At 63.4% G+C, this 18,951-nt stretch carries 17 protein-coding genes; 8 read left to right on the top strand and 9 right to left on the bottom strand.

Annotated features, from left to right (window positions below; all coding sequences use genetic code 11):
• Nucleotides 1–150 precede the first annotated feature (150 nt).
• From YH3_RS29655 to YH3_RS29625, 7 genes are all read right to left on the bottom strand, one after another.
• Entirely contained in the window at nucleotides 151–573 is a 423-nt protein-coding gene (locus YH3_RS29655) for a metal-sulfur cluster assembly factor (protein WP_003944963.1), read from the bottom strand.
• Entirely contained in the window at nucleotides 570–1,073 is a 504-nt protein-coding gene (sufU, locus tag YH3_RS29650; protein ID WP_003944894.1) for a Fe-S cluster assembly sulfur transfer protein SufU, read from the bottom strand. Before sufU ends, YH3_RS29655 begins: the two co-directional genes overlap by 4 nt.
• Nucleotides 1,074–1,076: 3 nt before the next feature.
• On the bottom strand, nucleotides 1,077–2,342 hold the full coding sequence (locus tag YH3_RS29645; RefSeq protein WP_003944865.1) for a cysteine desulfurase: 1,266 nt from the start codon (nucleotides 2,340–2,342) through the stop codon (nucleotides 1,077–1,079).
• A 5-nt stretch (nucleotides 2,343–2,347) separates the two neighbouring features.
• The gene (sufC, locus tag YH3_RS29640) at nucleotides 2,348–3,154 is read right to left on the bottom strand and encodes a Fe-S cluster assembly ATPase SufC (RefSeq protein WP_003944795.1); all 807 of its coding nucleotides are present in this window, start codon (nucleotides 3,152–3,154) and stop codon (nucleotides 2,348–2,350) included.
• A 61-nt stretch (nucleotides 3,155–3,215) separates the two neighbouring features.
• Nucleotides 3,216–4,436 carry a Fe-S cluster assembly protein SufD gene (gene sufD, locus YH3_RS29635; protein WP_003945011.1) on the bottom strand — a complete coding sequence of 407 codons (1,221 nt, stop codon included), beginning with the start codon at nucleotides 4,434–4,436 and terminating at the stop codon, nucleotides 3,216–3,218.
• Complete coding sequence (gene sufB / locus YH3_RS29630; protein ID WP_003944799.1) at nucleotides 4,436–5,896, bottom strand: Fe-S cluster assembly protein SufB; 1,461 nt, start codon at nucleotides 5,894–5,896, stop codon at nucleotides 4,436–4,438. The genes sufD and sufB overlap by 1 nt, the downstream gene beginning before the upstream one ends.
• A 155-nt stretch (nucleotides 5,897–6,051) precedes the next feature.
• On the bottom strand, nucleotides 6,052–6,798 hold the full coding sequence (locus YH3_RS29625) for a metalloregulator ArsR/SmtB family transcription factor (protein WP_269455348.1): 747 nt from the start codon (nucleotides 6,796–6,798) through the stop codon (nucleotides 6,052–6,054).
• 130 nt (nucleotides 6,799–6,928) lie between these two features.
• Between YH3_RS29625 and mptB the strand changes: the two genes are divergently transcribed.
• From mptB to YH3_RS29600, 5 genes are all read left to right on the top strand, one after another.
• The gene (mptB, locus tag YH3_RS29620) at nucleotides 6,929–8,683 is read left to right on the top strand and encodes a polyprenol phosphomannose-dependent alpha 1,6 mannosyltransferase MptB (protein WP_082920698.1); all 1,755 of its coding nucleotides are present in this window, start codon (nucleotides 6,929–6,931) and stop codon (nucleotides 8,681–8,683) included.
• Entirely contained in the window at nucleotides 8,680–9,621 is a 942-nt protein-coding gene (locus tag YH3_RS29615; RefSeq protein WP_007727917.1) for an ABC transporter ATP-binding protein, read from the top strand. The genes mptB and YH3_RS29615 overlap by 4 nt, the downstream gene beginning before the upstream one ends.
• 14 nt (nucleotides 9,622–9,635) lie before the next feature.
• On the top strand, nucleotides 9,636–10,472 hold the full coding sequence (locus YH3_RS29610; RefSeq protein ID WP_370852751.1) for an ABC transporter permease: 837 nt from the start codon (nucleotides 9,636–9,638) through the stop codon (nucleotides 10,470–10,472).
• Nucleotides 10,473–10,519: 47 nt separating this feature from the next.
• Nucleotides 10,520–11,914: a hypothetical protein gene (locus YH3_RS29605; RefSeq protein ID WP_230793247.1), complete on the top strand. Its 1,395-nt coding sequence runs from the start codon at nucleotides 10,520–10,522 to the stop codon at nucleotides 11,912–11,914.
• A gap of 111 nt (nucleotides 11,915–12,025) precedes the next feature.
• On the top strand, nucleotides 12,026–13,000 hold the full coding sequence (locus YH3_RS29600) for a heme A synthase (RefSeq protein WP_021332987.1): 975 nt from the start codon (nucleotides 12,026–12,028) through the stop codon (nucleotides 12,998–13,000).
• A gap of 63 nt (nucleotides 13,001–13,063) precedes the next feature.
• On the opposite strand, the gene YH3_RS29595 is transcribed toward YH3_RS29600, so the two are convergent.
• Nucleotides 13,064–13,426 (bottom strand): hypothetical protein, encoded by a 363-nt coding sequence (locus YH3_RS29595; RefSeq protein WP_003945032.1) that lies wholly within the window; start codon nucleotides 13,424–13,426, stop codon nucleotides 13,064–13,066.
• 83 nt (nucleotides 13,427–13,509) lie between these two features.
• On the opposite strand from YH3_RS29595, the gene YH3_RS29590 reads away from it, so the two are divergent.
• Nucleotides 13,510–14,475, top strand: a complete 966-nt coding sequence (locus YH3_RS29590) for a quinone oxidoreductase (protein WP_064444589.1) — start codon at nucleotides 13,510–13,512, stop codon at nucleotides 14,473–14,475.
• Nucleotides 14,476–14,531: 56 nt separating this feature from the next.
• Here the strand turns inward: YH3_RS29590 and YH3_RS29585 are convergent, their stop codons facing one another.
• Nucleotides 14,532–15,515: a heme o synthase gene (locus tag YH3_RS29585; protein WP_003944994.1), complete on the bottom strand. Its 984-nt coding sequence runs from the start codon at nucleotides 15,513–15,515 to the stop codon at nucleotides 14,532–14,534.
• 201 nt (nucleotides 15,516–15,716) lie between these two features.
• On the opposite strand from YH3_RS29585, the gene tkt reads away from it, so the two are divergent.
• Complete coding sequence (gene tkt / locus YH3_RS29580; RefSeq protein WP_003944976.1) at nucleotides 15,717–17,819, top strand: transketolase; 2,103 nt, start codon at nucleotides 15,717–15,719, stop codon at nucleotides 17,817–17,819.
• 5 nt (nucleotides 17,820–17,824) lie between these two features.
• A complete protein-coding gene (gene tal, locus YH3_RS29575; protein WP_064114350.1) occupies nucleotides 17,825–18,949 on the top strand; it encodes a transaldolase in 1,125 nt (374 codons plus the stop codon).
• The last annotated feature ends 2 nt before the right edge of the window (nucleotides 18,950–18,951 follow it).

The raw sequence follows: 18,951 nt of genomic DNA, 5'->3' as shown, positions 1-18,951 counted from the left end.
GCAAATATTCATCAAACAACCATTTGGGACTATTGTCCTGAATATCATGGCTAAAACGGCCCTATATAACAAACCGAAGCGCCGGTACCCGACGAACGGGCACCGACGCTCCGGTGAAATGTATTCAGTTGATCGTGCCGAGGTTGCTTGTCAGACCGTGAAGCCGAGTGCGCGCAGTTGCTCGCGTCCGTCTTCGGTGATCTTGTCCGGTCCCCACGGCGGCAACCACACCCAGTTGATCTTCATGTCGGTACACAGATCGCTACGCACAAGTGCGCCGCGCGCCTGGTCCTCGATCACGTCGGTCAACGGGCACGCCGCCGACGTCAAAGTCATGTCGATAGTGACGACACCGTCGTCTTCGAAGAGTCCGTAGACCAAGCCGAGATCGACGACGTTGATTCCCAGTTCGGGATCGACGACGTCGCGCATCGCTTCTTCGAGTTCGTCGAGTCGCTCAGGCGACGGGACAGTGCCACTGCCCTGTGCGCCACCGAATTCCGCAGTGGAATCGGGATTCGGATTCACCGGAGCGCCGACCTCGGCGTCCTGCACTGGTTGTGTCTCGGTCATGATCCCTGTCCTTCAGTCGTGTCGACCAATTCACTGCTGCTGTCCGCCGTCGTCACAGCACTGCCGTCGACAATCTGGACTACAGCATCCTTGAATGCCATCCATCCGAGCAAGGCGCACTTCACGCGTGCCGGATACTTCGAGACTCCGACGAACGCGATACCGTCGCCGAGAACGTCCTCGTCCCCCTCGACGGTGCCCCGACTGCTCACCATCTCGTTGAACGCCGTCACCGTCTTCAGTGCGTCGGTGACCTGCATCCCGATGACGAGGTCGTTGAGCACCGACGTCGACGCCTGGCTGATCGAACAACCCTGACCGTCGTACGAGACGTCGGAGACCGTTCCGTCCTCGGATATCTGGACGCGCAACGTCACCTCGTCGCCACACGTCGGGTTGACGTGGTGCACCTCGGCGCCGAACGGCTCACGGAGTCCGCGGCCGTGCGGATGTTTGTAGTGATCGAGGATCACTTCCTGATACATCTGCTCCATGCGCATGATTCAGTTCAACTCCCCTGCGACACCGAAAAATTCCTGCGCACGCTTGATCGCGGCAACGAGAACATCAATTTCCGCGGTGGTGTTGTAGAGCGCAAACGACGCACGGGCCGTCGCAGCGACACCGAACTTACGATGCAGCGGCCACGCACAATGGTGTCCGACGCGAATCGCGACGCCCTCGTCGTCGAGGATCTGTCCGAGGTCGTGGGCGTGAATACCGTCCACGACAAAGGAAATCGCTCCGCCGCGGTTCTCGGACGTCTGCGGTCCGATGATGCGCAGACCTTCGATCGCCGACAACTTTTCGAGAGCAGCCTCCACCAACACGTGCTCGTGCGCGGCGACTGCGTCCATCCCGAAGGTGTTCAGGTAATCCACGGCAGCGCCCAACCCGACCACCTGTGAGGTCATCGGTACGCCGGCTTCGAAACGCTGAGGCGGTGGCGCGTAGGTGCTGACCTCCATGGTGACCGTCTCGATCATCGAGCCACCGGTGATGAACGGAGGCATCGCTGCCAGCAGTTCACGACGGCCGTAGAGAACTCCGACCCCCGAAGGGCCGAGCATCTTGTGACCGGAGAACGCCGCGTAGTCCACTCCCAGTTCGTGGAAGTCGACCGCCATGTGAGGCACCGACTGGCACGCGTCGAGCACGACGAGTGCACCGACGGCGCGTGCTCGTCGCACCAATTCCTCGACCGGTGCGATCGCGCCGGTCACGTTGGACTGGTGGGTGAACGAAACGACCTTCACCGCGTCCGTCAGCTCCAGCGAATCAAGATCGATCCGGCCGTCGTCGGTGACGCCGTACCACTTGAGCGTCGCACCGGTTCGGCGCGCAAGTTCCTGCCAGGGAACGAGGTTGGCGTGGTGTTCGAGTTCGGTGATGACGATTTCGTCGCCAGGACCGACATGGCGGTCGAAGCGATCGTCACCGAGAACGTAGGTCACCAGATTGAGAGCCTCGGTGGCGTTCTTGGTGAACACCAACTCGTCCGAATCCGCACCCACGAAGGAAGCGATGGTGGCGCGAGCATTCTCGTACGCGTCAGTCGCCTCTTCTGCGAGCTGATGAGCACCCCGGTGTACTGCCGCGTTACACGTGGTCAGGAAGTCCCGTTCGGCATCGAGAACCTGGACCGGACGCTGTGAGGTAGCGCCGGAATCCAAGTACACCAAAGGTTTTCCGTCGCGCACGGTTCGCGCCAGGATCGGGAAGTCGGCCCGAACCGCTGTGACGTCGAGCTCGCGCACCGAGGTGGTCATCGTGATTACGCTCCCTGGGTAGCTGCGGTGTCCGCGGTGAAACGAACGTAGCCGTTGGTCTCGAGCTCGTCGGCCAGCTCCGGTCCACCGGACTCGACGATGCGGCCACCGACGAACACGTGAACGAAGTCGGGGTTGATGTAGCGCAGAATGCGCGTGTAGTGCGTGATCAGCAGAACGCCGCCGTTCTCGCGCTCCTTGTAGCGGTTGACGCCTTCGGAGACGGTGCGCAGAGCGTCGACGTCGAGGCCGGAGTCGGTCTCGTCGAGGATCGCGATCTTCGGCTTGAGCATGCCCAACTGCAGGATCTCGTGGCGCTTCTTCTCGCCACCGGAGAAGCCTTCGTTGACCGAGCGCTCGATGAACGAGGGATCGATCTCGAGCTCGCTGAGGGCTTCCTTGACTTCCTTGACCCAGTGGCGCAGCTTGGGAGCCTCGCCTCGCACGGCCGTAGCGGCGGTGCGCAGGAAGTTGGACATGGAAACGCCGGGAACCTCGACGGGGTACTGCATGGCCAGGAAGAGACCGGCACGTGCACGCTCGTCGACGCTCATTGCGAGGACGTCTTCACCGTTGAGGGTGATGGAGCCGGACGTGACCTGGTACTTGGGGTGACCGGCGATGGCGTACGACAGAGTCGACTTGCCGGAGCCGTTGGGGCCCATGATCGCGTGGGTCTCCCCGGAGCGGACCGTCAGGTCGACGCCCTTGAGGATCTGGATGGGCTCGGCGTTGGCATCGGAGTTGGCGACCTCGACGTGCAGGTCACGAACCTCGAGGACCGAGGTGGTGGTGTTGTCACTGGTAGACATGAAATTCCTTCAAGATGAGGCGGGCGAGCGTAGCGACGGGGTGGTGTCGCAGGCGGGGCGGTCAGGAGCCGACGGCTGCGAGTTCGGCTTCGACTGCGGCTTCGAGGCGATCGCGCACCTCGGGAACAGCGATCTTGTTGATGATTTCGTGGAAGAACCCACGTACGACCAGACGACGAGCCTGATCCTCCGGGATACCACGAGCACGCAGGTAGAACAGCTGCTCGTCGTCGAAACGTCCCGTTGCACTTGCGTGGCCGGCCCCGACGATCTCACCGGTTTCGATTTCGAGGTTCGGAACCGAGTCGGCGCGGGCGCCGTCGGTCAGCACCAGGTTGCGGTTGAGCTCGAACGTGTCGGTGCCCTCCGCTGCGGCGCGGATGAGAACGTCGCCGATCCACACGGTGTGCGCGTCGGGCTTGCCGGATCCGGGATCTCCCTGAAGCGCACCCTTGTAGACCACGTTGGACTTGCAGTTGGGCTGCGAATGGTCCACCAGCAGACGCTGTTCCAGATGCTGGCCGGCGTCGGCGAAGTACAGGCCGAGCAGTTCGGCGTCGCCGCCCGGTCCGTCGTACTTGACGGTGGCGGACAGGCGAACCAGATCGCCGCCCAGGCTGATCGAGGTGTATCGAAGCACTGCGTCGCGGTTCAGGCGAGCGTGGTGTGACGTCACGTGAACTGCGTCGTCCGCCCAGTCCTGGATGGCCACCACGGTCAGCTGCGAACTGTCACCGAGAACGAATTCGATGTTCTCCGCGAAGGTTCCGCTGCCGCGCTGGTCGATCACGAACGTCGCCTTGGCGAACTGCGCCAGACGAATCTGGGTGTGTCCGTAGGCGACGTTGTCGACTCCGGGGCCGGTCATGGTGACCACAACGGGCTTCTCGACCTCGACCTCGGCACCAACCGAGATGACCGTTGCCGTCTCGAAGCTCGAATACGCCTGCGCTGCAATGCGATCAGCGGGGACGCCGGCTTTGCCCAGACGTGCGTCGTCACGCCCGACGGTCTCGACGGTGATGTCGCTTCCGCCGTCGACCTCGACGGTGACCTGTCCGTTGGCGACGGCGCTGCCGTCGTGCAATCCCCGGAGGCGACGCAGCGGGGTGAACCGCCAGATCTCGTCACGTCCGCCGGGAACCTCGAAAGCATTGACGTCGAACGAGGAGAACTGCTCACCCTTGTTCGTGATGGGTGAGCCGGTGGCTGCACCCTTTACAGGAGCGGTCGGGTTCTCCCCGGCAACAGCTCCGATGACTCCGGTCTCTGGCGTGGTCACTAACCCACAGCCCCTTCCATCTGAAGTTCGATAAGGCGGTTGAGCTCGAGCGCGTACTCCATCGGGAGTTCCTTCGCGATGGGCTCGACGAATCCACGCACGATGGTGGCCATCGCCTCGTCCTCGGTCAGTCCGCGGCTCATCAGGTAGAAGAGCTGATCGTCACTGACCTTCGAAACGGTGGCCTCGTGACCCATGGTGACGTCGTCCTCGCGGATGTCGACGTATGGGTAGGTGTCGCTTCGGCTGATCTGGTCGACGAGCAGAGCGTCACACTTGACGGTCGACTTGGAGCCGTGGGCACCCTTGTTGACCTGCACCAGACCGCGGTACGACGCACGTCCACCGCCGCGGGCGACAGACTTGCTGATGATGGTCGAGGACGTGTGCGGCGCGAGGTGGAGCATCTTGGCGCCGGTGTCCTGGTGCTGGCCCTCGCCGGAGAACGCAACGGAGAGAACCTCACCGCGGGCGTACTCGCCCATCAGCCACACGGCCGGGTACTTCATGGTGACCTTGGAGCCGATGTTGCCGTCGACCCACTCCATGGATCCGCCGGCCTCGACCTTGGTGCGCTTGGTCACCAGGTTGTAGACGTTGTTGGACCAGTTCTGGATGGTCGTGTAGCGGCAGTGGCCGCCCTTCTTCACGATGATCTCGACGACGGCCGAGTGCAGTGAATCGGACTTGTAGATCGGCGCGGTGCAACCCTCGACATAGTGCACGGAGGCATCTTCGTCGACGATGATCAGGGTGCGCTCGAACTGACCCATGTTCTCGGTGTTGATGCGGAAGTACGCCTGCAACGGGATGTCCACGTGGACTCCCGGCGGAACGTAGATGAACGAGCCACCGGACCACACGGCGGTGTTCAGCGCGGAGAACTTGTTGTCGCCGGCCGGGATGACCGATCCGAAGTACTCCTTGAACAGCTCCGGGTGCTGCTTGAGACCGGTGTCCGTGTCGAGGAAGATGACGCCCTGCTCCTCGAGGTCCTCACGGATCGAGTGGTAGACGACCTCGGACTCGTACTGAGCTGCGACGCCGGCAACGAGGCGCTGCTTCTCCGCCTCGGGGATGCCGAGCTTGTCGTACGTGTTCTTGATGTCCTCGGGCAGGTCTTCCCACGACTCGGCCTGCTTCTCGCTGGACCGGACGAAGTACTTGATGTTGTCGAAGTGAATACCTTCGAGGTCGCTGCCCCAGTTCGGCATCGGCTTCTTGTCGAAGGTGCGCAGCGCCTTGAGGCGGATGTCGAGCATCCACTCGGGCTCGCTCTTCTTGGCGGAGATGTCCCGCACGACAGCCTCGGACAACCCGCGCTGCGCGCTGGCTCCGGCTTCGTCGGAATCGGACCAGCCGTAGCCGTAATGACCGAGGGACGCGATGGTCTCTTCCTGCGTGAGCGGCTCGGTGCCTGCTGCCGCAGTGGTAGTCGCCTGGTCTGATGTGACGGTCATGCGAGCTCCTTCCGGAGTCTTGTTTCTTGACGGCTGCTCGGGTTCAGCGAGGGCTGGTCGCTGTGGTCGAGCAGTTCTGACTTTGAAGAACTAGCTGAAAAATCTCTATTCGAACGCTGCACGGTGGCAACGCTCTGTAGAACAATCTGGTCCGGTCATCTACTCCCGGTGGACACGAGGGGCACGTGCGTCGTGCAGGCGCAGTCACCGTTTGCGATGGTCGCCAGACGCTGAACATGAGTCCCGAGCAATTGCCGGAATGCTTGCTGCTCTGCCTCGCACAGTTCCGGAAACTCTTCTGCCACATGGGAAACCGGGCAATGGTGTTGGCAGATCTGCACGCCGTTGCCGACCGGCCGGGTCGACGCTGCGAACCCCACCGCATTGAAGGCTTCGGCGATTGCGTCCGCTGTCGCCTCGACGTTGTCGACATCTGTCGGATCAGCCGGTTCGACGTCTCCGACGATCGCCTGGACCCGACGCTTGGCGAACTCCTCGATTGCCGCGTCTCCGCCGATTTCACGGAGTTGCCGCATCGCGGCTCCCGCCAGATCGTCGTAGGTGTGGCCGAGGCGGCCGCGACCGGTCGCGGTGATCTGGAACTGCTTGGCGGGACGACCTCGTCCACGCTGACGCAGCGACGACGCCGAAGCAGTTCGGGCTTCGCCGGACTCGATCAACGCATCCAAGTGACGTCGGACACCTGCGGCACTCAAACCGAGGCGCGTGCCGATTTCGGAGGCGGTAATGGGGCCTTCTTCGAGTAGCAGCTTGACCACTGCCGCCCGCGTCTGACCTTCGACGCTCACTGTCACCGGATTTGCGGCAGCACTCGGCGAGGCCGCTACAGTGGGCTGACCTGCAACTTCCTTGCTTCGTGGGTCTGACGCATTTCTTTTCACAACACAAGTGTGACGGAATTCTTTTCGCAGGTCTACTAAGGGCAACCTGCATTACATTCGGGAATATCCGGACAACGTACGTTGTTTGTGCTTGTCTGTCCGGCTGGATGGAGCCGCTACGCTGCCTGGTGTGCCGCAGACCCCCGAGAAGACGACGGCCGCGCGATCGGCGCGCGCGATCCTGCTGGAAAAACCCAAGGCACTCGCGCTTTCCACAATCGGCGTTCGACCTTTCGGATCCGCTCCCCGGCAGAGTATGGCCGCGGTGCTGCACGGCGACGAGGACGAGCGCCCTGGCCTGAACGCGAAGGAAACCGCACAACTGCGAGGGATTCGCCGATTCGGCGCAACCGGCGCGGTCTTGATGGCAGTCGGAGCGCTCGGCGCCGGCGCACAACCCGTCCTGCAGAATCCGACCGCAGGACTTCGAGTCCTCAGCCTTCCCGGACGTATGCCGACGGTCTCACTCACCATGACGATGACCGGAACCGTGCTCGTCGTTCTGGCCTGGCTGATGATGGGCCGATTTGCAGTCGGGGACATACGCAGCCGTTCCGGCGCACCGCGGCGCATGACCCGTTCCCAGTTGGACCGCACACTCCTGCTGTGGATCCTGCCGCTCTCGGTCGCACCGCCGATGTTCAGCCGCGACGTCTACTCGTATCTGGCTCAAAGCGAAATCGCGGCCCGTGGACTCGATCCGTACGCCATCGGCCCCAAGGCGGCACTGGGCGTCGACCACGTTCTCACCCGCACGGTTCCGACGATCTGGCGCGACACCCCGGCTCCGTACGGTCCGTTCTTCCTGTGGCTGGGACGCGGGATCAGCTCACTGACCGGCGACAACATCGTGGCCGGAATCTTCTTGCACCGCTTGCTCGCATTGGCCGGCGTCGCGCTCATCGTGTGGGCGATACCGCGACTGGCCAAGCGATGCGGTGTCTCTGCCGTCAGTTCGCTCTGGCTCGGTGCCGCGAACCCGCTGTTGCTCTTCCACTTGGTGGCCGGCATCCACAACGAAGCGCTCATGCTCGGGTTGATGCTCGCCGGAATCGAGATCGCCCTCCGCGCAGTCGAAGGGTCCGGGCCCATCCGTGGGCGAGCGCTGTTCTATCTCGTTGCGGGATCAGGTTTGATCGCGTTGTCGTCGACCGTCAAAATTCCGTCCTTGCTTGCGCTGGGATTTGTCGGCATGGCCTTGGCTCGGCGTTGGGGTGGAACCTGGAAAGCCCTGGCGGGAGCCGCGATTCTCCTGGGCATCGTTGCCGCTGTCGTCACGTTTGTCATCAGCGTGGCCAGTGGGCTCGGTATGGGTTGGATCAACACCCTCGACACCGCCACGGCAGTCCGGAGTTGGATGTCCATCCCGACGCTCCTGGGCGTCGGCACGGGATTGGCAGGCGTACTGCTCGGACTCGGCGATCACACGACGGCGATCCTCACGATCACGCGGCCCATCGCAACTCTCGTCGCCATGCTCGTCACCGCACGGATGATGATCTCGGTCTACATGGGCCGCATCCATCCGGTCGGCGGACTCGGCATCGCGCTCGGCGCGATCGTTCTCCTGTTCCCCGTCGTTCAGCCGTGGTACCTGCTGTGGGCGATCCTTCCGTTGGCGGCGTGGGCCACCGCGCCGATTTTCCGCATCCCTGCCGTCGTCTTCACCTCGATCGTCAGCGTCATGTTGATGTCCAACGGCGCCGAATACCTTCCGTTCATGATCGTGCAGGCCGTCATCGCGACCATCCTCACCGCCGGAACGCTCATCGTCTTCACCCGCAATTCACTCCCCTGGCGTAGCGACAAGCCAGTAGCGGAGATCACGAAAGGCGGACCGGTAGACGAAGACAACTCGGCGGGGGCTTACGCTGATTCCCCGTGACCTCGAGAGCCTCCAGATCGTCGACGCCGGCGGTACAGATCCAGGGTGTCGTCAAGTCCTTCGACGGTGTTCGAGCCGTCGACGGTATCGATCTCACTGTCGAGACGGCCCAGGTCGTTGCCCTGCTCGGCCCCAACGGAGCCGGTAAGACGACCACCGTCGAAATGTGCGAAGGTTTTGTCACCCCCGATGCCGGCACGGTTCGAGTGCTCGGTCTCGACCCCATCGCCGACTCCGGTGAAGTCCGCTCGCGAATCGGCGTCATGCTGCAGGGCGGCGGCGCGTACCCCGGGTCCAAGGCCGGGGAAATGCTCGACCTCGTGGCCGCATACTCGGCCGACCCGCTCGATCCTGCCTGGCTCCTTTCCAAACTCGGCCTCACCGATGCGCGCAAGACCCCGTACCGCCGCCTCTCCGGAGGCCAGCAGCAACGACTGTCACTGGCGTGCGCGCTGGTCGGCCGTCCCGAATTGGTATTTCTGGACGAACCCACCGCCGGCCTCGACGCTCAGGCACGTCTACTCGTGTGGGAACTCATCGACGCTCTGCGACGCGACGGCGTGAGCGTCCTGCTCACCACACACCTCATGGACGAGGCCGAAGCGCTCGCCGACGAACTGGTCATCATCGACCACGGCAAGATCGTCGCGTCGGGAACGCCGGCGGAGGTCACCAGCAAGGGCGCCGAAGGACAACTCCGTCTGACGACGGTTCCCGGTTTGAGCCTCGATTCGCTGGCCGGTTCACTCGCCGGGTTCCGCATCGAGGAATCCAACCCCGGCACCTATGTCGTCGAAGGTGCAATCGATCCGGCAACCGTGGCGACTGTCGCAACGTGGTGTGCCGATCAGGACGTGCTGATCAACGACATTCGCGTCGATCAACGGAGTCTGGAAGACGTCTTCCTCGAATTGACGGGCCGGGAACTGAGGGGATGACGGAGATCAAGGTCATGAACGAAACAGCGTCGAACGGCCAGAGCAGTCCCATCAGCGTTGCCAGAGACCGACGGCTCGCCGAGAACCGCTTCGAGCCACGCACCTTCTCGCCGGATCCCCGCCCCAATTCGGCGGCCAAGATGCTGGCGGCGCAGACCAAACTGGAGCTGACTCTTCTGCTCCGCAACGGTGAGCAATTGCTGCTCACCATGTTCATCCCGATCACCCTGCTCATCGGACTGTGTCTACTCCCGATCGGCGATTTGGGCGATTCTCGGGTCGATACCGTGCTCCCTGGTGTCATGATGGTTGCCGTGATGTCGACGGCGTTCACCGGACAGGCCATCGCCGTCGGATTCGACCGCCGATACGGCGCGCTCAAGCGACTCGGTGCAACGCCGCTACCGCGGTGGGGAATCATCGCAGGCAAGAGCGCTGCCGTCATCATCGTCGTGGCTCTGCAGTCACTCTTGCTCGGCGCTATCGGTTTGGCGTTGGGATGGCGTCCGTCGTTCGTCGAACTTGTACTCGGTGCAGTGGTCATTGCCATCGGTACTGTCACATTTGCAGCGCTTGGCCTACTGCTCGGCGGTACTTTGCGAGCAGAGATCGTTCTCGCGCTCGCCAACATCCTGTGGTTCATCATGGTGGGCATCGGCAGTGTGGTCTTCGCCAGCGGCGAACTTCCGACCGCCGTCCACACGCTGGTCCGCATTGTTCCGTCCGGCGCTCTCGCACACGCACTCGAAGCGGCCCTCGACACCTCGATGGACTGGTTTTCGATTCTCGTACTACTCATCTGGGCCGCAGTGGCCGGAGTCTGCGCAGCAAGGTGGTTCAAGTTCACGTGAGTACACGACGGACAGCTCAGATCGTCGGCTGTGTGGCCGCAACAGTCATGTTGTGTGCCGGACCCGCAACGGCGACCCCTTCGGTGTCCGGTCCACTCGCACCTGCAAATCCGTACCTCGGTCCCGTCGGTACTTCCACCATGCACGGTGACGCGGGCTCGTCCGACGTCACTCCGCTGCCCGGTCCAGGAACCGGCCCCCACGAGGTGACCGCTTTCCCGATGATGGCCGCCTGCCCGACGGTCCTCCAGGGTTCCGACGGCATGGTCGTCTCGCTCTGCACGACGATGATCGGCCAGATCCCGACCATCCATTTGATCGATCCGAAGGCCGACGCCACGCCGTTGGGTAGATCCGTAGCACAACTGCCGCTCGCGAAGGGCAGTCTGCTCGGCGGCGTCTACGCCTACCTCGACAACGAGAACCGTCTCGTAGCCGTCGACGGAAACCGTCAACTGGTCCGCATTTCCCATGCGCAGAATCCGGACGGCAGTTGGCGGCTGGAACTCGCGGATGTCATCGATCTCAGTGGTGCGGTTGCCGCCGACGACAACGTCACCGGCCTCGCTCCGGACTGGGAAGGCAATGTCTGGTTCGCCACCGGGCACGGCACCGTCGGGTATGTCGGCGCGGATCGAATCGCGCACAGCATTGCGCTCCCCGAAGGTGAACAGGTGCAGAACAGCATCTCCACCTCCCCGACGGGCACTGCCGTCGCAACGACCCACGCGCTCTACCAACTGAAGCGAAATGGCGACGAGGTCGTCATCGACTGGCGTCAGCCGTACGACCGCGGGCCGGCCCGTAATCCGGGTCAGCTCAGCTGGGGAACCGGATCGACGCCGACATACTTCGGCCCGTCGACGGGCAGCGATTTCTTGACCATCGTCGACAACGCCCACCCGACAGTGAGCTTGCATGTCTATCGCGCTGACACGGGCGCCGAGGTGTGCACGCAGCCGGTGTTGTCCGCTGCCAGCCAGGACGGCTCACCGAGCGGCAGCGAGAACTCCCCCGTCGGCATCGGTCATTCCGTCTACGTCGCCGGCACTTACGGATACCCGTACCCCACGACTCCTGAAGGTGCCGGTCCAGCGGTCCCCGCCACGGCACCCTTCAACGGCGGAATGACCCGCGTCGACATCGATCCGGTCGGTTGCCATGTCGTGTGGGACAACACGATTCGCAGCTCCGCGGTACCCCACCTCTCGACGGCTGACGGCTCGATCTACACCGTGACACGAGACGGTGCTCCGAACACCTCTCCGCTGGACGGTTACTCCTTCGCGGTGATCGACTCGAAGGACGGGTCGCAGATCGGTTCGACTCCGCTGCCGTCGACGATCCTCAACGACACCCTTCAGATGTCTGCACTCATCACCGAGTCGGGCGAGTACTTCCAGGGAACGATCTCGGGAATCGTGCGAGTTCGCGCGAACTGACGCGAGCTGCCCCCACGGCTGCGCAGTTCTGGTCTCGACGAGTCGGGGCAGGCGCGGAGCGAGCTGGCCCCAACGACACTGTGTAGTTGATGGGGAACTACGATCGTTGGCGTGGTGAATCGTGTGTATGCCGGATTTTTACGCTTGGTGGATCGACTACCTCTCCCCTCGCTGAAAACGCAGAAGATCATCGCGTTCATCGTGATCCTGACGCAGGGCGGCATCGCTGTCACCGGCGCGGTGGTGCGCGTGACGGACTCGGGACTCGGTTGCCCGACGTGGCCGCAGTGCTTCCCCGGTAGCTTCGTCCCGGTCGGCCACGGACAGGTCGCGGTGATTCACCAAGCCGTCGAGTTCGGCAACCGCCTGCTGACCTTCCTGGTCGTCATCGTCGCCGCTGCGATCGTGCTTGCGGTGACTCGCGCTCGCCGACGCAAAGAGGTGCTTGTCTACGCCTGGATGATGCCGCTCGGCACTGTCGTTCAGGCAGTGATCGGCGGTATCACCGTCCTCACAGGCTTGCTGTGGTGGACGGTCGCCATTCACCTGGTTGCGTCGATGCTGATGGTCTGGGTTGCCACGGTGATGTACGCGAAGATCGCGGAACCCGACGAAGCAACAACTCTGGTCGTGATGCCGAAGCCGCTGCGCTGGCTTACCGCGCTGTCAGGTGTCGCGCTCGCCGGCGTTTTGGTCGCTGGAACTCTCGTAACGGGCGCAGGCCCGCACGCCGGCGACAAGGGACTGGACCGGACGGTGCCTCGCCTGGAGATCGAGATCGTGACGCTCGTCCATCTGCACTCACAGCTTCTGGTCGGATATCTCGCGCTGGTCGTGGGTCTGACCTTCGGCCTGTATGCGGTCGGGACATCCGCAGCCGTGAAGATCCGTCTGAAGGTCCTGCTGGGACTGATCCTCGCGCAGTCGCTCATCGGTGTCGTGCAGTACTTCACCGATGTGCCGGAAGTTCTGGTGATCATGCACGTCGCCGGTGCGGGACTGTGCACGGCTGCGACCGCAGCAGTTTGGGCTGCGGGTAAGACCCGCCAGTACACGCCGACCAATTCGCCGATACCAGCTGTCTGACGCTTCAAGACACGTGTGGGGCGTAGGAACACCAAAAGGTGTTCCTACGCCCCACACGTCATTTCAGGATTCGTTGCGAGCTTTCGGGAACCGAGTCTGGTTGGCGACCCAACCGGCCATCTTCTTGAAATGGCCTTCCTGCGGGGTGACGATGCTCGTCAGTTCGCGCTCCCACTCGGCGACGGTGACGTTGTCGAAGGACGCGACGACCGCGTTTGCCGTGGCGAGGTCCTCGACGACCTGATCACCGAGGATGCCGTCGGCACCTACGAGGGTGATGCGAACGCCGGCCAGGCCGACCGGCTGGATGACGGCGCTGGCGGAGCCGCCGTGCTCGGCGACGAACTTGGTGATGGCGTTCACCGTGGACTTCGGCAGTTCCGGCGCGGACGGGGTGGCGTCCGACTTCTCGGTATCGGTGCTCATGACTCGACAATACTGGTCGGTAGCCCGGAAGCGACACCAGGCATGGACTGAGCGTCGGCCGCCTCGGGTGTAGAACAGAAACCATGCGAGCCATCTACGTGACCGAGACCGGCGGACCAGAGGTTCTGACTCTGACCGAACAACCCGAACCGACACCGGGCCCAGGCGATCTACTCGTCAAGACCGAAGCGATCGGCATCAATTTCATCGACACGTACTTCCGAATGGGCCAGTACAAGCGTCCGCTCCCCTACATTCCCGGCGACGAGGGCAGCGGTGTCGTCGAAGCTGTCGGTTCCGAGGTCAACGAATTCGCCGTGGGCGACCGGGTCGCGTGGGCCGCTGCCACTGGCAGCTATGCCGAGAAGGTGGCTGTTCCCGCCGCAGTCGCCGTGAAAGTGCCTGACGGTGTCCCTGCATCGGCCGCAGCGTCGGCGCTCCTGCAGGGGATGACGGCGCACTACCTCGCGAAGTCGACGTATCCGATCCAGAGCGGCGACACCGTGCTCGTGCACGCAGGCGCGGGCGGCGTCGGGTTGATCCTGACGCAGATGGCCGTCAGCCTCGGGGCGAAGGTCATCACGACTGTGTCATCGGATGCAAAGGAAGGACTCTCGCGCGGCGCCGGTGCCTCGGAGGTTCTGCGGTACGACGAGGACATCGCAGCGCGAGTCCGGGAGTTGACCGGCGGCGAAGGAGTAGCGGCGGCATACGACGGCGTCGGCGCGACAACTTTTGATTCGAGCTTGGCTTCCGTGCGCATCCGCGGCACGGTCGCTTTGTTCGGTGCGGCCAGTGGACCGGTTCCGCCTGTCGATCCGCAGCGGCTCAATTCGTCGGGTTCGCTGTTCCTGACGCGTCCGACGCTCGCGCATCACATTCGCACTCGAGAGGAACTGACCTGGCGTGCCGGCGATGTCTTCGACGCCATTGCGGCCGGGAAGCTCGATATTCGTGTCGGCGCCGATTATCCCCTCGCCGACGCGGCAACAGCCCATCGGGATCTGGAAGGTAGAGCAACGACCGGGTCGATCGTTCTGATCCCCTAGCGAAGTGCTGTGCGCCTTTATTAACCGCCCGCGGTTAATAAAGGCGCACAGCAGAATCAGCTGAGCATGTCGCTGATCGTCTGGAGTCCGAGAACCGAGTCGACAGCGAGGCCGACGAACACGATCGCAAGATAGTTGTTGGACTGCAGGAACAAGCGTAGCGGTTTGACCTGAGCACCACCGCGAACGCTGCGGTACAGCTGATGAGCCATGAGCAGGAACCACGCACCGGCGACGATGGTGATGGCGGCGTAGATGACGCCCGACGCGGGGACGAGGACAAGCGTCGTGACGACCATTGCCCAGCTGTAGAACAGAATCTGCTTGGTGACGTGCTCTTCGGTGGCGATCACCGGAAGCATGGGAACACCGGCAGCTTTGTAGTCCTCTTTGTATCGCATCGCCAGCGCCCAGGTGTGCGGCGGCGTCCAGAAGAAGATGATCAGGAACAGCACGACGGGCTGCCAGCTCAACGAACCGGTGACAGCGGCCCAGCCCACGAGGACGGGCATACATCCGGCTGCGCCACCCCAGATGACGTTCTGCCAGGTACGACGCTTGAGAACCATCGTGTAGATGAGGACGTAAAACGCGATCGTGATCACGACGAGGATGCCGGCCAAGAGGTTGGCTCGCCACCACAGCCACAGGAACGACGCGAGTCCGAGAAGGAGCCCGAAGACGAGCGCGTTGCGCGTCGGCACCGCCTCGCGGGCCAGCGGACGCTTCGCCGTGCGCTTCATGACCTTGTCGATGTCGGCGTCGACGACGCAGTTGAGCGAGTTCGCACTCGCCGCGCCCATCCAGCCACCGAAGAGGGTGCTGAGGATCAGAACGATGTCGACTGTTCCGCGATCGGCCAGCAGCATTGCCGGAATGGTTGCCACCAACAGCAATTCGATCACTCGCGGCTTCGTGAGCGCGATATAAGCCAGAACCTTGCCCGTTGCGCGACCCCACACCGTATCGGTATTGGTCGCCCGCGGGGCGGCACCTGGGCTGCCGAAGCCATGTCCGCTCGGCTGTTGCCCTGTCCGCACGTTCTCTCCTTGCACCACGCGTTACCGCACTAACTCTTCACGACACACTGCTGACACTGTTCTCTACTACGAACGATGGTAGACCGCAGCCATTGAGGAACCGAATCGACCCGGACAGCCAGGACCATTAGGCTGGGTTACGCAGTGGAGGGACACCCCACCCTCACAATCCACGTACACCATGTCAGGAGACATCTGCCAGTGTCGATCACAGACGAGATCCACGTCCTCACGCAACCCGTCCACCCCTCGGACTGGACCGACCTGGACACCAAGGCTGTCGATACCGCCCGCGTGCTCGCCGCCGACGCGGTTCAGAAGGTCGGCAACGGCCATCCCGGAACTGCAATGAGCTTGGCGCCGTTGGCATACACCCTCTTCCAGCGCGTCATGCGCCACGATCCTTCGGATGCAGAATGGGTCGGCCGTGACCGCTTCGTTCTCTCCTGTGGCCATTCATCCTTGACGCTGTACACCCAGCTCTACCTGTCGGGCTACGGTCTCGAGCTCGCTGACCTCGAAGCTCTCCGCACGTGGGGCGCACTGACCCCCGGCCACCCCGAGGTCGGCCACACCGTCGGCGTCGAGATGACCACCGGTCCGCTGGGCCAGGGCCTTGCGTCCGCAGTCGGTATGGCGATGGCTGCGCGTCGTGAGCGTGGGTTGTTCGATCCGGAGACCCCGGTCGGCTCCTCCCCCTTCGACCATCACATCTACGTGATCGCGTCCGACGGTGACATCGAAGAAGGCGTTACGTCCGAGGCCTCGTCTCTCGCCGGTGTCCAGGAACTGGGCAACCTCATCGTCTTCTACGACGACAACAAGATCTCCATCGAGCACGACACCACCATCGCTCTCGGCGAAGACGTCGGAAAGCGATACGAGGCATACGGCTGGCACGTTCAGCACGTCGAAGGTGGCGAGAACGTCTCCGGCATCCTCGACGCGGTTGCCGCGGCCAAGGCCGTCGTCGATCGTCCGTCCATCATCTTGCTCCGCACCATCATCGGTTTTCCGGCTCCGAAGAAGATGAACACCGGCGACGTCCACGGCTCCGCTCTCGGTGCCGACGAAGTTGCAGCGGTCAAGGAAGCCCTCGGCTTCGATCCGGCCAAGTCCTTCGACGTCGACGCCGACGCTCTGGCTCACGCCCGTGAGGTCGTCTCCCGCGGCGCCGACGCACGCAAGGCATGGCAGGTCGAGTTCGACGCGTGGGCTGCACGTGAGACCGAGCGCAAGGAACTCTTCGACCGCCTGTTCGCCGGTGAGTTCCCCGCCGGCTGGGCCGACGCTCTCCCGACCTACGAGGCCGACGCCAAGGGCGTTGCGACTCGCAAGGCCTCCGGTTCGGCACTCAACGCGCTCGGACCGATCCTGCCCGAGCTGTGGGGCGGCTCCGCCGACCTCGCCGGCAGCAACAACACCACCATCAAGGGCGCAGATTCGTTCGGCCCGTTCTCCATCTCCACCAACGACTGGAATGCGCAGCCTTACGGCCGCACGCTCCACTTCGGCATCCGCGAGCACGCGATGGGCTCGATCCTCAACGGCATCGCGCTTCACGGACCCACCCGCCCGTACGGCGGAACCTTCATGGTCTTCTCCGACTACATGCGTCCGGCGGTTCGCCTGGCCGCACTGATGAAGACTGCCGTCACCTACGTCTGGACCCACGACTCCATCGGTCTCGGCGAAGACGGCCCGACCCACCAGCCGGTCGAGCACCTCGCTGCTCTTCGTGCGATCCCGAACCTCGCCGTCGTCCGCCCGGGTGACGCCAACGAGACCTCGTTCGCATGGCAGGCAGCACTCGAGAACAAGACGGGCCCGACGGCTCTGGCACTCACTCGCCAGGACATCCCGGTTCTCGAAGGCACCAAGGAGAAGGCTGCCGAGGGTGTCAAGCGCGGCGCTTACGTCCTCGTCGACGCAGCCAACGGTTCGCCCGAGGTCATCTTGCTGGCGACCGGTTCCGAACTGCATCTGGCCACCGAGGCTCGCGAAACCCTCGAAGCTCAGGGCGTCGCAACCCGCGTCGTTTCCGTGCCGTGCCTCGATTGGTTCCTCGAGCAGGATCAGGCGTACCGCGACGAGGTCATTCCGCCCGCCGTGCGCGCGCGTGTGTCCGTCGAAGCCGGCATCGCGATGCCGTGGTGGCGCATCCTCGGCGACGCCGGTCAGGCCGTCTCGCTCGAGCACTACGGCGCTTCCGCCGATTACAAGACCTTGTTCCGGGAGTTCGGCATCACTGCCGACGCGACTGTCGAAGCCGCGCAGCGCTCCCTCGCAGCTGTGAAGGGATGATCTCGATGACACAGAACGTGAATACCGAAAAGCTCTCCGCTGCAGGCGTTTCCATCTGGCTCGACGACCTCTCGCGGGATCGCATCCAGTCCGGCAACCTGCAGAACCTCATCGACACGAAGTCGATCGTGGGTGTCACGACCAACCCGTCGATCTTCCAGGCGGCACTGTCCAAGGGATCGGCGTACGACGCTCAGGTCCGTGAGCTCGCACAGCGCGGCGCCGATGTCGACGCCACCATCACCGCGGTGACCACCGACGACGTGCGTGCTGCGTGCGACATCCTGGCTCCGCAGTTCGAGGCGTCGAACGGCGTCGACGGCCGCGTGTCCATCGAAGTCGATCCTCGCCTGGCACACGACACCGACGCCACCGTCGCGCAGGCGATCGAGCTGCACAAGATCGTCGATCGTCCGAACGTCCTGATCAAGATCCCCGCGACGCTGGCAGGCATTCCCGCCATCGCCAAGGTGATCGGTGAGGGCATCAGCGTCAACGTCACCTTGATCTTCTCGGTCGAGCGCTACGAGGCAGTCATGGGCGCATACCTGGAAGGTCTGGACACCGCCAAGGCTGCCGGCCGCGACATCTCGTCCATCGAGTCGGTCGCCTCGTTCTTCGTCTCCCGCGTGGATTCCGAGATCGACAACCGCCTCACGGCAATCGGCACGCCGGAAGCCCTCGAGCTTCGTGGCAAGGCTGCACTCGCAAACGCGCGTCTGGCGTACAACGCGTACCAGCAGATCTTCGAGGTGCAGCCGCGCTTCCAGGCTCTTCTGTCCGACGGCGCCAAGGCTCAGCGCCCGCTGTGGGCGTCGACCGGCGTGAAGAACCCGGATTACCCCGACACTCTCTACGTCACCGAGTTGGTTGCGCCGAACACGGTCAACACCATGCCGGAGAAGACGCTCGACGCTCTCGCCGACCACGGCGAGATCACCGGCGACACGATCTCGGGCACCGCTCAGGAGTCACAGGCGGTCTTCGATCAGCTCGCTGCAGTCGGCATCGATCTTGCGGACGTGTTCAAGGTCCTCGAGACAGAGGGCGTCGACAAGTTCGAGGTGTCCTGGAACGAGTTGCTCGACGCAACCGCCGAGCAGCTCCGCGCAGCAACCCAGAAGAGCTGAGC

Source organism: Rhodococcus sp. YH3-3 (genome assembly GCF_001653035.1).
GTDB lineage: Bacteria > Actinomycetota > Actinomycetes > Mycobacteriales > Mycobacteriaceae > Rhodococcus_F > Rhodococcus_F qingshengii.
Note: the sequence above shows the minus strand (reverse complement) of the source record. Positions and strands in the feature narration are given on the sequence as shown.

Excerpts from the sequence above, each read along its gene's own strand:
- YH3_RS29655 (WP_003944963.1), bottom strand. The coding sequence starts at position 573 with ATGACCGAGACACAACCAGTGCAGGACGCCGAGGTCGGCGCTCCGGTG.
- sufU (WP_003944894.1), bottom strand. The coding sequence starts at position 1,073 with ATGCGCATGGAGCAGATGTATCAGGAAGTGATCCTCGATCACTACAAA.
- YH3_RS29645 (WP_003944865.1), bottom strand. The coding sequence starts at position 2,342 with ATGACCACCTCGGTGCGCGAGCTCGACGTCACAGCGGTTCGGGCCGAC.
- sufC (WP_003944795.1), bottom strand. The coding sequence starts at position 3,154 with ATGTCTACCAGTGACAACACCACCACCTCGGTCCTCGAGGTTCGTGAC.
- sufB (WP_003944799.1), bottom strand. The coding sequence starts at position 5,896 with ATGACCGTCACATCAGACCAGGCGACTACCACTGCGGCAGCAGGCACC.
- YH3_RS29610 (WP_370852751.1), top strand. The coding sequence starts at position 9,636 with ATGAACGAAACAGCGTCGAACGGCCAGAGCAGTCCCATCAGCGTTGCC.
- YH3_RS29605 (WP_230793247.1), top strand. The coding sequence starts at position 10,520 with ATGTTGTGTGCCGGACCCGCAACGGCGACCCCTTCGGTGTCCGGTCCA.
- YH3_RS29595 (WP_003945032.1), bottom strand. The coding sequence starts at position 13,426 with ATGAGCACCGATACCGAGAAGTCGGACGCCACCCCGTCCGCGCCGGAA.
- YH3_RS29590 (WP_064444589.1), top strand. The coding sequence starts at position 13,510 with ATGCGAGCCATCTACGTGACCGAGACCGGCGGACCAGAGGTTCTGACT.
- tal (WP_064114350.1), top strand. The coding sequence starts at position 17,825 with ATGACACAGAACGTGAATACCGAAAAGCTCTCCGCTGCAGGCGTTTCC.